Origin of the sequence: Phyllobacterium sp. CL33Tsu, from assembly GCF_900113985.1 — a bacterium.
Lineage (GTDB): Bacteria > Pseudomonadota > Alphaproteobacteria > Rhizobiales > Rhizobiaceae > Phyllobacterium > Phyllobacterium pellucidum.
This window is the reverse complement of the sequence record NZ_FORJ01000001.1, coordinates 1,551,142-1,564,771: the sequence shown is the minus strand read 5'-3', so window position 1 is coordinate 1,564,771 and position 13,630 is coordinate 1,551,142. Positions and strand designations below refer to the sequence as shown.

The 13,630-nt window shown below is 60.8% G+C and carries 16 protein-coding genes; 8 read left to right on the top strand and 8 right to left on the bottom strand.

Annotated elements, in window-relative coordinates; all coding sequences use genetic code 11:
- Positions 1-55 precede the first annotated feature (55 nt).
- Positions 56-1,297: an MFS transporter gene (locus tag BM074_RS07605; RefSeq protein WP_027231034.1), complete on the top strand. Its 1,242-nt coding sequence runs from the start codon at positions 56-58 to the stop codon at positions 1,295-1,297.
- On the opposite strand, the gene BM074_RS07600 is transcribed toward BM074_RS07605, so the two are convergent.
- The 6 genes from BM074_RS07600 to hemC all read right to left on the bottom strand — a co-directional run bounded on the left by BM074_RS07600 (position 1,294) and on the right by hemC (position 7,351).
- Positions 1,294-2,049: a glutamine amidotransferase gene (locus BM074_RS07600; protein ID WP_091920880.1), complete on the bottom strand. Its 756-nt coding sequence runs from the start codon at positions 2,047-2,049 to the stop codon at positions 1,294-1,296. The genes BM074_RS07605 and BM074_RS07600 overlap by 4 nt on opposite strands.
- Before the next feature lie 11 nt (positions 2,050-2,060).
- Complete coding sequence (locus BM074_RS07595; RefSeq protein ID WP_091920878.1) at positions 2,061-2,537, bottom strand: tellurite resistance TerB family protein; 477 nt, start codon at positions 2,535-2,537, stop codon at positions 2,061-2,063.
- A 116-nt stretch (positions 2,538-2,653) separates the two neighbouring features.
- Complete coding sequence (locus tag BM074_RS07590) at positions 2,654-4,315, bottom strand: heme biosynthesis protein HemY (RefSeq protein ID WP_091920876.1); 1,662 nt, start codon at positions 4,313-4,315, stop codon at positions 2,654-2,656.
- A 15-nt stretch (positions 4,316-4,330) separates the two neighbouring features.
- Positions 4,331-5,611, bottom strand: coding sequence for a COG4223 family protein (locus BM074_RS07585; protein WP_091920874.1), 1,281 nt, complete (start codon positions 5,609-5,611; stop codon positions 4,331-4,333).
- A 100-nt stretch (positions 5,612-5,711) separates the two neighbouring features.
- Complete coding sequence (locus BM074_RS07580; protein WP_027231030.1) at positions 5,712-6,422, bottom strand: uroporphyrinogen-III synthase; 711 nt, start codon at positions 6,420-6,422, stop codon at positions 5,712-5,714.
- Entirely contained in the window at positions 6,422-7,351 is a 930-nt protein-coding gene (gene hemC, locus BM074_RS07575; RefSeq protein WP_091920872.1) for a hydroxymethylbilane synthase, read from the bottom strand. Before hemC ends, BM074_RS07580 begins: the two co-directional genes overlap by 1 nt.
- A gap of 95 nt (positions 7,352-7,446) precedes the next feature.
- On the opposite strand from hemC, the gene tsaD reads away from it, so the two are divergent.
- From tsaD to BM074_RS07550, 5 genes are read left to right on the top strand one after another with little or no spacing between them, the layout of a single operon-like run.
- A complete protein-coding gene (tsaD, locus tag BM074_RS07570) occupies positions 7,447-8,526 on the top strand; it encodes a tRNA (adenosine(37)-N6)-threonylcarbamoyltransferase complex transferase subunit TsaD (RefSeq protein WP_091920870.1) in 1,080 nt (359 codons plus the stop codon).
- Positions 8,523-9,509: an NAD(P)H-dependent glycerol-3-phosphate dehydrogenase gene (locus BM074_RS07565; RefSeq protein ID WP_091920869.1), complete on the top strand. Its 987-nt coding sequence runs from the start codon at positions 8,523-8,525 to the stop codon at positions 9,507-9,509. The genes tsaD and BM074_RS07565 overlap by 4 nt, the downstream gene beginning before the upstream one ends.
- 32 nt (positions 9,510-9,541) lie before the next feature.
- Entirely contained in the window at positions 9,542-9,832 is a 291-nt protein-coding gene (locus BM074_RS07560; RefSeq protein ID WP_027231026.1) for a YciI-like protein, read from the top strand.
- A gap of 12 nt (positions 9,833-9,844) precedes the next feature.
- On the top strand, positions 9,845-10,273 hold the full coding sequence (locus BM074_RS07555) for an EVE domain-containing protein (RefSeq protein WP_027231025.1): 429 nt from the start codon (positions 9,845-9,847) through the stop codon (positions 10,271-10,273).
- Entirely contained in the window at positions 10,270-10,947 is a 678-nt protein-coding gene (locus BM074_RS07550) for a class I SAM-dependent methyltransferase (protein WP_244532746.1), read from the top strand. Before BM074_RS07555 ends, BM074_RS07550 begins: the two co-directional genes overlap by 4 nt.
- Before the next feature lie 3 nt (positions 10,948-10,950).
- On the opposite strand, the gene BM074_RS07545 is transcribed toward BM074_RS07550, so the two are convergent.
- On the bottom strand, positions 10,951-11,484 hold the full coding sequence (locus BM074_RS07545) for a L,D-transpeptidase family protein (protein WP_091920865.1): 534 nt from the start codon (positions 11,482-11,484) through the stop codon (positions 10,951-10,953).
- 129 nt (positions 11,485-11,613) lie between these two features.
- On the opposite strand from BM074_RS07545, the gene BM074_RS07540 reads away from it, so the two are divergent.
- Together BM074_RS07540 and BM074_RS07535 are read left to right on the top strand one after the other, a co-directional pair.
- A complete protein-coding gene (locus BM074_RS07540) occupies positions 11,614-12,297 on the top strand; it encodes a response regulator transcription factor (RefSeq protein ID WP_027231022.1) in 684 nt (227 codons plus the stop codon).
- Positions 12,298-12,335: 38 nt separating this feature from the next.
- On the top strand, positions 12,336-12,794 hold the full coding sequence (locus BM074_RS07535; protein ID WP_027231021.1) for a cyclic nucleotide-binding domain-containing protein: 459 nt from the start codon (positions 12,336-12,338) through the stop codon (positions 12,792-12,794).
- A 10-nt stretch (positions 12,795-12,804) separates the two neighbouring features.
- Here BM074_RS07535 and BM074_RS07530 read toward each other — a convergent pair whose 3' ends face one another.
- Positions 12,805-13,611 carry an exodeoxyribonuclease III gene (locus tag BM074_RS07530; RefSeq protein ID WP_027231020.1) on the bottom strand — a complete coding sequence of 269 codons (807 nt, stop codon included), beginning with the start codon at positions 13,609-13,611 and terminating at the stop codon, positions 12,805-12,807.
- Between the last annotated feature and the right edge of the window lie 19 nt (positions 13,612-13,630).

The window sequence follows — 13,630 nt, the reverse complement described above, 5'->3', positions numbered from 1 at the left end:
TTTCGGTTCGAACTGGTTTAAAAGGGCCTCCAGATTCCGGAGCCTTTCAAGCAAAATGTCCTCGCCAGAAACGACAGCGGCGCATGACCGCTACGCCGCCTTTCGCCATTCGTCCTTCACGCTCTATTGGCTAGCCCGCTTTTGCGGCTCTTTCGCCATCCAGATTATCAGCGTGTCGGTCGGCTGGCAGATCTACGATCTGACGCGCGATCCGTTCTATCTCGGCATTGTCGGCCTTGTGCAATTTGCCCCATCCCTGCTCCTGGTGCTGATCACGGGCGCCGCGGCCGATCGCTTCGGGCGCCGGCTTATCATGGGGCTTTCGCTCTGCGTCGAACTGGTCTGCGCCGTGCTGCTACTCCTTCTCACCATCGCTCACATGTTTTCGCCGGCACTGGTTTTCGTCATTCTCGCTGGCTTTGGCATTGGCCGCGCCTTCCTCGGACCGGCGTCGGCGTCGCTTGTCGTAAACCTTGTCCCGACCGAGGTTTTCTCCAACGCCGTCTCTTGGAACTCGTCCGCATGGCAGATTGCCGCGATTGTCGGTCCGGTGGTCGGTGGCCTGCTATACGGCATTTCGCCGATCGTCGCCTATGGCATAGCGAGCGCCATGCTTGCAGCCGCCGCCGCCTGCACATTCGCCATTCCAAAGCCGGCCCAGCATACGCTTTCCGAATCTCGCTCATTGCAGACGCTTCTTGCCGGCTTTCACTATATCTGGAAGGAGAAGGTTGTCCTCGGCGCAATCTCGCTCGATCTCTTCGCCGTGCTTCTCGGCGGCGCAGTCGCCCTATTGCCGGTTTATGCCCGCGACATCCTGCAACTTGGCCCCTGGGGTCTCGGCATGCTGCGCGCCGCGCCGGGCATCGGTGCTATCTTGACCGCCGTGTGGCTCACCGGTCACCCGATCCGCGATCACGCCGGAATAATCATGTTTGCCTTTGTCGCGCTGTTCGGCCTGCTGACGATCATGTTCGGCGTTTCGAACATCGCCTGGCTGTCGATCGTCGTTCTCGCCCTGATGGGTGCCGCCGATATGGTGAGCGTCTATATCCGCGAAACGCTGCTGCAATTGTGGACACCAGACCATGTCCGTGGCCGGGTGAATGCGGTCAACATGGTCTTCGTCGGGGCTTCCAACGAACTCGGTGAGTTCCGCGCCGGCATCATGGCATCGCTGATCGGTACCATACCTGCCGTCGTCTTCGGTGGCATCGGCACCGTTGCGGTTGCGGGTCTTTGGGCCTACTGGTTTCCGCAGTTGCGCAAGGCCCGCAATCTTCAAGGCAGAACCTAGAGCAGCCTGGACAGTTTGTTGGACGGGGCCGGAACGCCAAAGATCGTCGCCAGGAAGCCGTGCAGCCAGACCTTGAGCACGGCATCGTGGATCATGCGGCCCTCGAGATGCATCCTTCCATGCTGGGCGCCGCAGAGAGCAAAACGCTCGGACCCGCGAACGACCCACCGCTGCATCATCGCGCGGGTCAGCTCCGCATGGAACTGGACGCCCCAGGCATTGTTGCCATAGCGGAAGGCCTGATTGGGATAGCTCTCGCCTGTCGCAAGCAGCGTGGCGGTCTGCGGCAGCTCGAAACCCTCGCGATGGAAATGATAGACCATCGAGGGCCAATCCATCAGGGCGCTGCCGGCTTCGGTTGCCTGCAGCGGATACCAGCCAATTTCGACGAGCCCTTGCGGGTGCGGCCCAACCCTGCCGCCAAGATGATTGGCGAGCATCTGCGCACCGAGGCAAATGCCAAGGAAAGGCTTGTCCTCGGCGAGCGGGACGGCCAGCCAATCGGTTTCGGTGCGGACGAAATCATCGCGATCGTTGGCGCTCATCGGGCCGCCGAAAACGACGGCGCCGGCATGGTCTTCAAGCGTTTCCGGAAGCGGATCGCCGAGCGGCGGTCTGCGGATATCGAGTGCGAAACCCGATTCGATCAAAAGATGGCCGACGCGGCCCGGACTTGAACGTTCCTGATGCAGTACCGTGAGGATCTTCGGCCGCTGCGGCTGCCTGTTTTCCATCCAGTCCGTCTGGAACATTCGCTCCGATCCTATTCCTCGACAACCGGCTGCTTGGCGCGTTCGGCGGCTTTTTGCTTCATGGTCACGCGATCACGCGTCGATACGCCGATCAGCTCCGCCACGCGCCAGACCACGTTGTCCTCAAGTTCGTGGGCGGTGCCGTCGGCATAGACCACATCCCACATGAGTTCAATGAAACGAATGCGCGCCTCTTCGTCAAGATTGCGCTTGATGATGCTGGTGAAGCTGTAAAGATCGACGGCTTCCTGGTCGGCCTGTTCACCATCGTCGAGAAGACGCTTCAAGGCCTCGCCTTTCAGGCCGTAGGCTTCCGATATTAGCTGCGACACACGCTTGCGCTCGGATTTGCGCCGTTCACCATCGGCGTCCATGACGTGGAACAGAAGCGCCGCAGCTGCCAGCCGCGGATCGTTCTTGGAAAAATGATCCTTGTCGCCTTCGCCGGACGGCAGGGCCTTGAAGAATGTCACGAGGCGTTCGAGCATAGAATATTCTTTCGGCATCTTGTGGGAGGGCAGATCATTTAACAGATAGCGTGGCAGGCATGGTTCTGCCACTGTACATGTTGCCGCAAAAAGCGAGCACGACTACCAACGGGCAACTAGAACAGCCGGAACTTCTTGTTTGCGCGCTCTTCCTGATATTCCGGACGCACGCCCGGATCGTCAGGAACCGGGATGACCAGTTCAGCATCTTTCTGCGGTTTGTCCGGGTTAGGCGGCATTTTCGCTGTTTTTTCCACAGGTTGCGTCTTCGAAGCTGTATCTTCATCTGGCCTTGGAGTGGGCTGAAGTTGGACGATCTCAGCATCGACGACATCCGCATCGTCGCGCGACACCTTTGGGGCGGCATTGTCGCTGCCTTCGATCCTTGGAGGTATCAGCGGCTTCACATCTTCGCGAGGTGGCGCGGATGCCGCCGGAGTTTCGGCCATCGCTTCGTCGAATTCGCGCTGGTAATCGATCACAGGCCCGAGTTGCTCCACTGGAACCTTCCATTCGAAGGCGTTGAGCCTTCCGGTGACAGGCGATGCTGGCGCCCATTGGTCGGAAACATAGCCGTCGGCCGTCCATGCGGGATCGCGAGGCGCCTTGACCGCCCGCGAAAGCCACTGCCGCACGCGGCCCTGGTCGCCGGTTTGCGCTTCCTCGATATCGGCGAGCAGCAGGTAGGCACTCTCGCGCGGAGCACTGCGCAAAACAGCCTCGGCAGCTTCGCGCGCTTCCCTGAGTTCGCCGGCCGCGAGGGCCGCATTGGCAATGGCGAGATTGGATTCCGGATGGTGCGGATAGAGCGCCGCAAGGTGGCGTGCACGTTTCAACCGATCGATGGCCGAATCGCCAAGCCGGGCATGGACGAACGTCTCGGCGACGTCCGGATGCGGCTGTTTCTTCCAGACATATTCGAGGATCTTCGATCCCTTGCGAAGTTCGTTCTGCTGGAACAGCACCTTGGCTGCGATAATCGCAGCCGGGATCAAATCCGGCGCCAGTTTGTTGGCCTCGAGTGCGATCGGCCGTGCGCTGACGGGATCTGCATCGAAAAGGTCTATGGCCTTGGCGGTCAGCAGCGCTGCCCGTTCGCGCTTCACTTGGTCCTTGTCGATCTGCTTGCCTGCCTTCTGCTTCTCCAGCAGCGCCAGCGCTCCGTCCCAGTCGCCGTGGGTTGTCTTCTGGCCGAGTGCCGCCGACGTTGCCCATTCGACATTGGGCGCGAGCTGCGCAGCCTCCTCGGCATAATGGCGCGAGGCATCGCGCGCCCCGAGCCGCTGCGCTTCCAGATAGAGACCGCGCAGGCCAAGCAGCTTCGTTTCGGGATCATCCAGCATCGCCTCGAACTTTGCCCGCGCATCGTCGGCACGCCCTTCGAGCATTGCCGCCTGGGCATCAAGGAGCTTGATCAACGGTTCCTGGTCGACGTTAAGAAGCTTCTCCGCCTGTTTGACCATCCGCAATGCTGTCGGTCCATCGCCGGCACCTGCCGCGATCAACCCGGTCGAAAGCGATTGATAGCCGCGATCACGCTTGCGCGCCCGGAAATGCCGGCGCAAGGCATAGGGTGATGCGACGAGGCTCTTGATCGCCCACCAGGTCAGCATCACAGCGGCCACAACTGCAACAATGGCAGACGCGGCGACCATCAGCGTTACTTTGTATTGCATGCCGCCGAAAGTGACCAACAGATCGCCGGGCCGGTCGGCGAGCCAAGCAAATCCGATACCGAGAAGCAGAACGACAACGATGAATGTAAGAAGACGCGCCATGATCGTCGTGAACTCCTAGTTTGAAGCCGCGGGGGCCTTTGCCCCGGCAAGCGCATCGGACAGAGCCTTCGCAAGCGCCTCGTCGGCCTTCTGCCGGGCCTTCATGGCCTCCGCGAAATTGGCCGAAACTGACTTGGCGTTATCCGGCAGCTTTTCCCATTCGGCTATGGCCCCGCCAAGATTGGCAGAGCCAAGGTTGGCTTCGATGCGCGCCGTGATCGCATCGACGCTGTCGCCGGCAACCATACCAACTGGCCGCGCTTCTACCAGACCTCCGGCGCTCGCCCAGAGTCTGTCGAGAACGCTGGCATTCGGATCGACGGTCCGGGTGGTCGCGACAATTTTTGCCGCAAAGTCGCCGAATTCCGTCGCAAGCGTTCCGACCGTCGGTATCCCCTTGGCAGCAAAGGCGCGCAGGCTTTCGATGTTTTCTGTGGCCGGTGCCACGGCCGCATAGGTATCAAGTTCAGCGGTAAAGGGCGCGCCGCGATCGAGTGCGGCCTTCAATCCGGTGGCGGCCATCGCCAACGCCATATTGGCCTGGCCTGACGTATCATTGACCTTGGCTTCGAGCGCCGCCAACCTGTCGGTTGCAGCCGATGCCTGCTCGACCTGCTGCTGGCTCGCATTGAGTTTGGTCTCAAGCGCCGCGATGCGCGCGTCAATCGCACTCGTATCTGCCGAACCGGCGGCACCCACGCTTTTCTTGACCTCGTCAACACTCTGCTTGATCAGGCTCATCTCATGGGCAAGCGCCGATACCTGTTCCACGGCATTCTTGGAATTTTCCACCGCACCATTGAGCGCCAGCTCAGCGCCATCGCCGAGGTCGGGTGATGGCGGTGTTTTTTGCAAGGCGGCAATCTGTTGTTCGAGATTTGAAAGGTCGGCTTTCGGCGACGGCATCAGTCCCGCCCACTGCAAGGCGGAAACACCCACCAGGGCCACCAAACCGCCAATGACCCCCGCAGCAATCCGGCCGAACTGGTCGCCGGAATTTGGCGCCGGCGCTGGCGGTGTTTCGGTAGCGGACCTCACAGCGCCCGGGCGACCAAACGATTGCTCAGACTCCGCTGAACGTCCCGTCGAAGTTTGCTCGGGCTCGCCCGCATCTTCCGCCGCCTCTAGGATCGGGGTAGTTTGCGATCCAATAGCTGCTGGATCGAAACCCACGGGCTCAGCGGCAGGTGTTTCCTTGGCCTTTGCTTCGGGTTTGCTGACGGCCGACGGCTCCAAATCGATCGTCACCGGCTTGCGGGCGGATTTCGAATGGCGTGGAACGGACGATTTTGCCATGAGCTGTCTCTTTCGTGATCAAAAGCGGGTGAACGCCACGCTAGCAAGGAAGTTCCTGCTGCGAAACGGCCAATATCGGCGAATTGAAGGTGTCTCCTGCTTACGCTTCGCGCATGAGTTGCAACAACGCGCCTTCATCCGGCTTCGATGCGGCGTAAACCCGCCCCTGGTTCCAGTCCGTCAACACGTCGGCAATTCGTTGCGATAAACAGAATATTGCTGTGTTATCAAAGTTTTGAACCAGCTCTGGCCGACTCGCTAAAGCTGCAAATAGTTCGGCGCCCCAACGCGAATAGATCAAACAGGAGTCTATGCGCTTCTGGGCAAAAAAATCGTGCAAAAATTCAGTTGTATAACTGACTGAAACCGTATCGTAGGTCAGACTGCAGCGGAAACGGATTGCGGATTTGCGAAGGCTCTGTTCGAAGTCTGGCGAGCGAACCTTACCAGTCAGATAGAGGAGGCATCCGCCGGAGGGCAGTTCCTCGATCACGATTTGAGCGAGGGTCGCTCCGTCGCCGTCGCCCGTTGTCACCGTTTCAAAACCCCGCGCTCGTGCCGCAGCGGCTGTCGCTTCGCCGACGACAAAACACGGCACTTTTAGGAGCGGGCGCAGCAGTTCGTCGGAGGCTTCACGCAATGCGCTGGCGCTAGTGACGGCGACGGCGCAAAATTTGGCTTTTGGTCTCGATGCGTCGAGAGGAACGATTTTTGTGAGCGGCAATACGAGCGGCAGGAACCCGCTGCACAGCAGGCGCTCGGAGGTTCTGGTCGCTCCGGGCTGGGGCCGCGTGACCAGAACCGTCTTCATCAAAGCCAATCCGTGAAGAAGTGCGCGCCAGCCCGGGCGCGCACGCGCTGGGCCGCGTCTCGGCCAATCTCGGCGGCATCAGCCAGGGCACCCTCGCCAGACACCTCGTGTGCCTCACTGCCGTCGGGCAAAAGGATCATGCCGTGGAAGGAGAGCCTGTCTCCAGAAACGGTGGCAAGGCCGGCGATCGGCGTGCGGCAGGAACCGTCAAGCGCTCCGAGGAACGCCCGCTCGCAGGCGAGTGCTGTCGATGTCGGTAGGTGATTCAACGGCGCGAGCAGGCTATCCACGCGTTCGTCGCCGATACGGCTTTCCACCGTGATCGCGCCCTGGCCGGGGGCTGGCGGAAAGGCTCTCACATCCATAAGTTCGGTCACGACTTCGCCCAATCCGAGCCGCCGCAAGCCCGCATAGGCAAGGAATGTTGCATCCACCTCGCCATCCGCAAGCTTGCGCAAGCGGGTTTCCACATTGCCGCGGAAATTGACGACCTTAAGGTCCGGACGCACGCGCCGGATGAGGGCCTGGCGGCGCAGCGATGCTGAGCCGACGACCGCTCCCTGCGGCAATTCGAGGAGGGTCTTCACCGAACGTCCGATGAACGCGTCGCGCGGGTCTTCACGCTCGAGGAAAATCGACAGATGCAGCCCTTCAGGCAGGAACGTCGGCATGTCTTTCGAGGAGTGGACAGCAAGATCGATCCGGCCGTCGGCAAGCTGCTCTTCGATCTCAAGCGTAAACAGGCCTTTGCCGCCGACTTCGGCCAGCGGACGATCCTGAATCCGGTCGCCGGAGGTAGAAATAACGACGATCTCGATGTCGTCTTCACGCATTCCGTGGTGCCGCAGCAGCCTGCTGCGCGTCTCACGGGCTTGTGCGAGCGCGAGCGCGCTCCCACGTGTACCGATCTTGAGCGTTTTTGTTTGCATTGGCTGCTGTCCGTGTTACGCGATCTCGAATAGAAACGTCTGCCTAGCGAAGTTTTATTCGACCGGCAATGCGGCGAAGGATATCAGGTTTATCTATGCGTGTTCTGGGAATCGAGACAAGTTGTGACGAAACGGCCGCCGCCATCGTCGAGCGCGACGCGGACGGCCGCGGCCGCATCCTGTCGAATGTCGTTCTCAGCCAGATTGACGACCACGCACCCTATGGCGGCGTTGTGCCCGAGATCGCTGCGCGCGCCCATGTCGAAGTCCTCGACCGCTTGATCGGCCAGGCGCTGCATGAGGCGCAGATGTCGCTCGATGATATCGATGCCGTCGCCGCAACCGCAGGGCCCGGCCTGATCGGCGGATTGATCGTTGGCTTGATGACCGGCAAGGCTATCGCCATGGCCGGCCGCAAGCCGTTTTACGCGATCAACCATCTGGAAGGTCATGCGCTAACCCCCCGGCTCACTGACCAGATCGACTTTCCCTACCTGCTGCTGCTCGTCTCCGGCGGACATACGCAAATGGTGCTGGTGAAGGGCCTCGGCGACTATGAGCGGCTCGGCACGACCATCGACGACGCGCTTGGCGAAGCCTTCGACAAGACGGCCAAACTCCTTGGGCTTGCCTACCCAGGCGGACCGGAGGTGGAAAAAGCGGCCCGCCTTGGCGATCCGGCGCGCTTCCTCCTGCCGCGCCCGCTCAAGGGTGAGGAACGGCTCGATTTCTCGTTCTCGGGGCTCAAGACCGCCGTGCGCCAACTCGCCACATCGCTTCAGCCGTTGTCACAGACGGACGTCAACGACATTTGCGCCGCCTTTCAGAGTGCAGTAGCGGACACGCTCGATGATCGCGTTGCGCGCTCGCTTGCCCTGTTTCGCCGCCGCTTTCCGGATGTTGCCGCGCCCGCGCTTGTCGTTGCCGGTGGTGTTGCCGCCAACAAGATTATCCGCGATGGCCTGCAGCGACTTTGCCCCGAGCATGGCTTTCGCTTTATCGCGCCGCCCATGGCGCTTTGCACCGACAACGCCGCGATGATCGCCTGGGCAGGAGCCGAGCGGGCGAAACAGAATGCCGCCGACCCTCTCGACATCGCACCGCGGTCGCGCTGGCCGCTCGATCTGCGGTCTGCGCCGTTGATCGGTGCGGGGCGCCGAGGCGCCAAGGCATGACTTCGGGCGTCAATATCACGGTCTTGGGTGGCGGGGCCTGGGGGACGGCCCTTGCCACGATGGCAGCTGGCAATGGCATGAATGTCCGGCTCTATGCTCGAGATGCGGCGACTGTCGACGCGATCAATATCGACCATCGCAACGAACGCTACCTTCCGGGGATCAACCTTCATCCGGCACTGAGAGCGAGCACCGATGCCGCCTCGGTTCTGGCAAACAGCGACTTCATTCTGTGTGTTGTTCCGGCACAGGCGCTGTCCGCCGCCATTGGTGAATTCAAGGGCAGCATTCCGTCCGGCGCGCCGTTTGTGATCTGCGCCAAGGGCATCGAGCGGACGAGCGGACTCCTCTTGTCGGAAGTCGTTGCGAGAGCTTTGCCCGGCCAGACGATCGCCGCGCTGTCCGGCCCAAGCTTTGCCAGCGATGTCGCGAAGGGGCTGCCGACGGCGGTAACCGTCGCCGGAGACGACCAGACCATCGCAGATCGTATTGCCTCGACGCTTTCTGGCCCGACTTTCCGCTGCTATTCGACGGATGACCTGATAGGGGTGGAGATCGGTGGCGCGCTCAAGAACGTCCTCGCCATTGCAGCAGGGGCGGCGGTGGGGCGCGGCTATGGGGCAAGCGCGCAGGCAGCTCTCGTGACCCGTGGATTTGTCGAACTGCGCCGGATCGGCCAGGCACTCGGCGCCAGGCCGGAGACGATCATGGGCTTGTCCGGTCTCGGCGATCTCATGCTGACCTGCTCGACCCCGCAATCTCGGAACTATTCCTACGGGCTCGCGCTCGGACGCGGCGAAGACCTGTCGGCGAGACCACTGGCGGAAGGCGTCGCAACGGCCGCCATCGCAGCGGAACTTGCCATGAACCACGGTATCGAAGCGCCGATCATCGCCGCCGTTGCGCGGATACTCGATCGTCACATCACCATAGACGAAGCCATGGAAGCGCTGCTTTCTCGGCCGTTGAAGACCGAAGACTAGGCTGCTGGCCTGATGAGAATTGGGAGACATGAATGCTTTACGCACTGCTTTGCAACGACAAGCCCGATCACCTGCAGGTGCGGCTCGATACGCGCGCCGCGCATCTCGACTATCTGGCGGGCCTTGGCGACCGGCTGAAATTTGCTGGTCCCTTCCTCGGCGATGACGCCAAGCCGAATGGCAGCCTCGTTGTAATCGAGGCAGGCGATCTTGCCGCAGCAAAGGATATTGCGGCCAACGATCCTTACGCCAAGGCGGGCCTTTTCGCCTCGGTCGACATTCGCCCATGGAACTGGGCCATCAAAAATCCGGCAAACAGTTAAGCGAGGTCCAATATGGCATTCTGGCTGTTCAAATCCGAACCTGACGCATGGTCCTGGCAAAAGCAGAAGGCTGCCGGCGCCAAGGGTACCGAATGGACGGGCGTGCGCAACTATCAGGCCCGTAACAACATGCGGGCGATGCAGATCGGCGACAAGGGTTTTTTCTACCACTCGAACGAAGGCCTCGATATTGTCGGCATCGTCGAAGTCTGCGCGCTCGCCCATCATGATTCGAGTACGGACGATCCGCGTTGGGAATGCGTCGATATCCGCGCCGTCAAAGACGTGCCGAATCCGGTCTCGCTCAAGGACGTCAAGGCAAGCCCGAAGCTCGCCAAGATGGCGCTTGTCACGTCGATGCGGCTATCGGTTCAGCCGGTCATGCCCGACGAATGGGTCGAAGTCTGCCGCATGGGCGGCCTGACGCCCGCACCGGAATGACCGCTGCGGAGGCGCCTGTTCTCGAGCCTGGAAGCGATCGATTCCGCCGATTTGTGTTGAACAACACAGCGCTGCAATCGCCGCCGCATGTTCCCGAGATCAAGCTTCATCTCGCCGATGAGGCGCATGATCTCTGGCACCGGACCGAAGAGGAACTCGCAACGCTCGGCCTTCCCCCGCCCTTCTGGGCTTTTGCATGGGCCGGCGGCCAGGGGGTGGCGCGCTATGTGCTCGACCATCCGGCGAGCGTAAGGGACAAGAACGTCCTCGATTTCGCTTCGGGTTCCGGGCTTGTCGGCATTGCGGCGGCGCTAGCCGGCGCCCGGCATGTGGTTGCCTGCGACATTGATCCGTTCGCGTTGCCGGCTATCGCACTCAATGCGGCTGCCAACGGCGTTTCCCTGGATGCTCGGCGAGACGACCTGATCGGCAGCGACGGCGGGTGGGACGTTGTCCTCGCCGGTGATGTCTTTTACGACAAGGCGTTTGCAGATCTTTTGATCCCCTGGTTTACCAGCCTGGCTACGCGCGGCGCTGAGGTCATCGTCGGCGATCCCGGCCGTTCCTATTTCCCGAAGAACCTGCTGCATGAGCTCGGCGTCTATACCGTGCCGGTGACACGCGTCCTTGAAGATGCAGAGGTCAAGCGCACCACCGTCTGGCGCTTTGCGTAGCCTTTACCGCCGTACGCGAATAACCGTCTGATCCGACAGGTGCGGCAAGAGCCTGTCCATGTCGCCGCGACTCAAAGCGATGCAGCCTTGCGTCGGCGTATAGCCCCGCCGCGCCAGATGAAAGAAGATGGCACTGCCCTTGCCCCGCCGCCGCGGCCGGATATTCCAGTCCATGACGATACACACATCATAGAGGTCGTCTTCGCGCCACATGGTCTCGTGGCTTGCGCCATAGGGAATACGCACATGTCGGTTGTAGTTGCGGTCGTTGCCGACTTCGCACCACCCGTCATTCCGGCGCAGGGCGCGCAGCTTAAGACCAAGGCCGCCTTGAACGCGCTTGTCCGGGCGCTTGTAACCATGGAGCAATCGCATCTGCGCCAAGGGCGTCCCGCCATCGCCCTCCCGCTTGAAAGCCGTGATTCCACCGCGTCCTAGCGCACAGCGCAGCACCATTCCGCCGGCGATGAGTTGCCCCTGCGTGGCATGACCGGGGCGGGGGCGTACATCGATGATCAGCAACCGCTTTCGACTCATGATTGCCTCATAAAAAGCCTTTTTGTGTCAGACTGATGCGCCTCACAGGCAATATCAAGTCGATCCCCTTTCTTTCCTCCGTAATTCGACTTAAATTCCAATCACTTCTTTGCACTTGCGGGAGATCTGATGACAGCGCGTACTATTCTGATCGTTGACGATGATGCGGATCTGAGAGCCATTCTGGTCGAGCAACTCGGGCTCTACGAGGAGTTCCAGATCATCGAGGAAGACAACGCGACCAAGGGCGTACAGGCTGCACGGAACGGCGTCGTCGATTTGCTGATCATGGATGTAGGTCTGCCCGACATGGATGGACGCGAAGCGATCAAGCTTCTGCGCAAGGGCGGCTTCAAGGCGCCGGTGATCATGTTGACCGGGCACGACACCGATTCCGACACAATTCTCGGGCTCGAGTCGGGCGCCAACGACTATGTGACCAAGCCGTTTCGCTTCGCCGTGCTCCTGGCCCGCATTCGGGCCCAGTTGCGCCAGCATGAGCAGAGCGAGGACGCTACGTTCGTCGTCGGGCCTTATACGTTCAAGCCCGGGCAGAAGATGCTTATCGATGCCAAGGGCGGCAAGATCCGGCTGACGGAAAAGGAGGTCGCGATCATCAAGTACCTCTATCGCGCCGGCGGGAAGGTCATTACACGCGATGTGCTTCTCGAAGAAGTTTGGGGCTACAATTCCGGCGTTACCACCCATACGCTTGAAACGCATGTCTACAGATTGCGCCAGAAAATCGAGCACGATCCTTCGAATTCAACCATACTCGTCACGGAAAGCGGGGGATACAAGCTCATTCCTTGATGCCGGTGGGGCCAATCTAGGTATATGTCTGTTCATGCATGGCAATTGAAGATGATATCCGCATACTGGAGACGGTGGGGCTGTTCGAGACGTTTACGCGCGACCAGTTGCGACTGCTTGCCTTCGGGACGGAACGTCTTGTCCTCAGAGAAGGCCGCGAACTCTACCGCGAAGGTCAGTCTGCCGATTGCGCATATGTCATCGACCGCGGCGAAATCTCGCTTTTTCGCGAGGGCACGACCGGGCGCGTCATTCTGAAAACGGTCGGGCCTGGGGCCGTGCTTGGCGAAATGGCGATCATTGCTCAGACGAAAAGGCTGACAAGCGCCATGGCCGAAGCGGAGACAGAAGTTATTCGCCTCAACCGGTCCCTGTTCCGGCGCATCCTCGAGGAATATCCCGAGATCGCCGCCGCGCTGCACGACAAGATCGCGTCAGATATCAGCGAGTTGATCGACGCGATCACGCAATACGAGCACCTGTTCCAGGAGCGCTAGAGTATCCGTATCAATCCAGATTGAAGCGGGCGATGACCGGGACGTGGTCGGACGGCCGGTCCCATCCGCGTGCCTCGCGCAGGACCGTGATATCCGTCAGGTCATTTTCGAGGTCTGGTGATCCCCAGATATGATCGAGACGCCGGCCGCGATCCGCCGCTTCCCAGTCCATCGCCCGATAGCTCCACCAAGTGTAGATTTTCTCGTGTGGGGGAATGTGATGGCGCATGAGGTCGCTCCAGCCGCCATTCTTGCGCAAGGCTTCCAGGCCTTCGGTTTCAATGGGCGTGTGGCTGACGACCCTCAACAATTGCTTGTGCGACCACACGTCGGTCTCCAGCGGCGCTATGTTGAGATCGCCGACCAGCAGGGAGGCATGGCCGTCGCCATAGACGGCGTTCATCGCCTTCATCTCGTCGAGAAAGCCGAGCTTGTGCTTGAACTTCGGGTTGATCGCGGGGTCCGGCTCATCGCCGCCTGCAGGGACGTAGAAATTATGAATACGCAGGCGCTTGGTTCCTGCGGTGACGACTGTGCTTAGATGCCGGCAGTCGGCGATATCGCAGAAGCCAACCCGTGCCGGCTCCGTCAGCGGCCGGCGCGACAATGTCGCAACACCGTGATAACCCTTCTGGCCGCTGATCTCGATATGGCCATAACCTGCAGCGTACAGCGCCTCGCGCGGAAACAGATCGTCCGGACACTTGGTCTCCTGCAGGCACAGAACGTCCGGCTGATAGTCGCGCAGAAACTGCAGGACGAGCGGCAGGCGCAGGCGAACGGAATTGATGTTCCAGGTGGCAACGGAAAAGGGCATGAACACTCGCGAAAAGGCG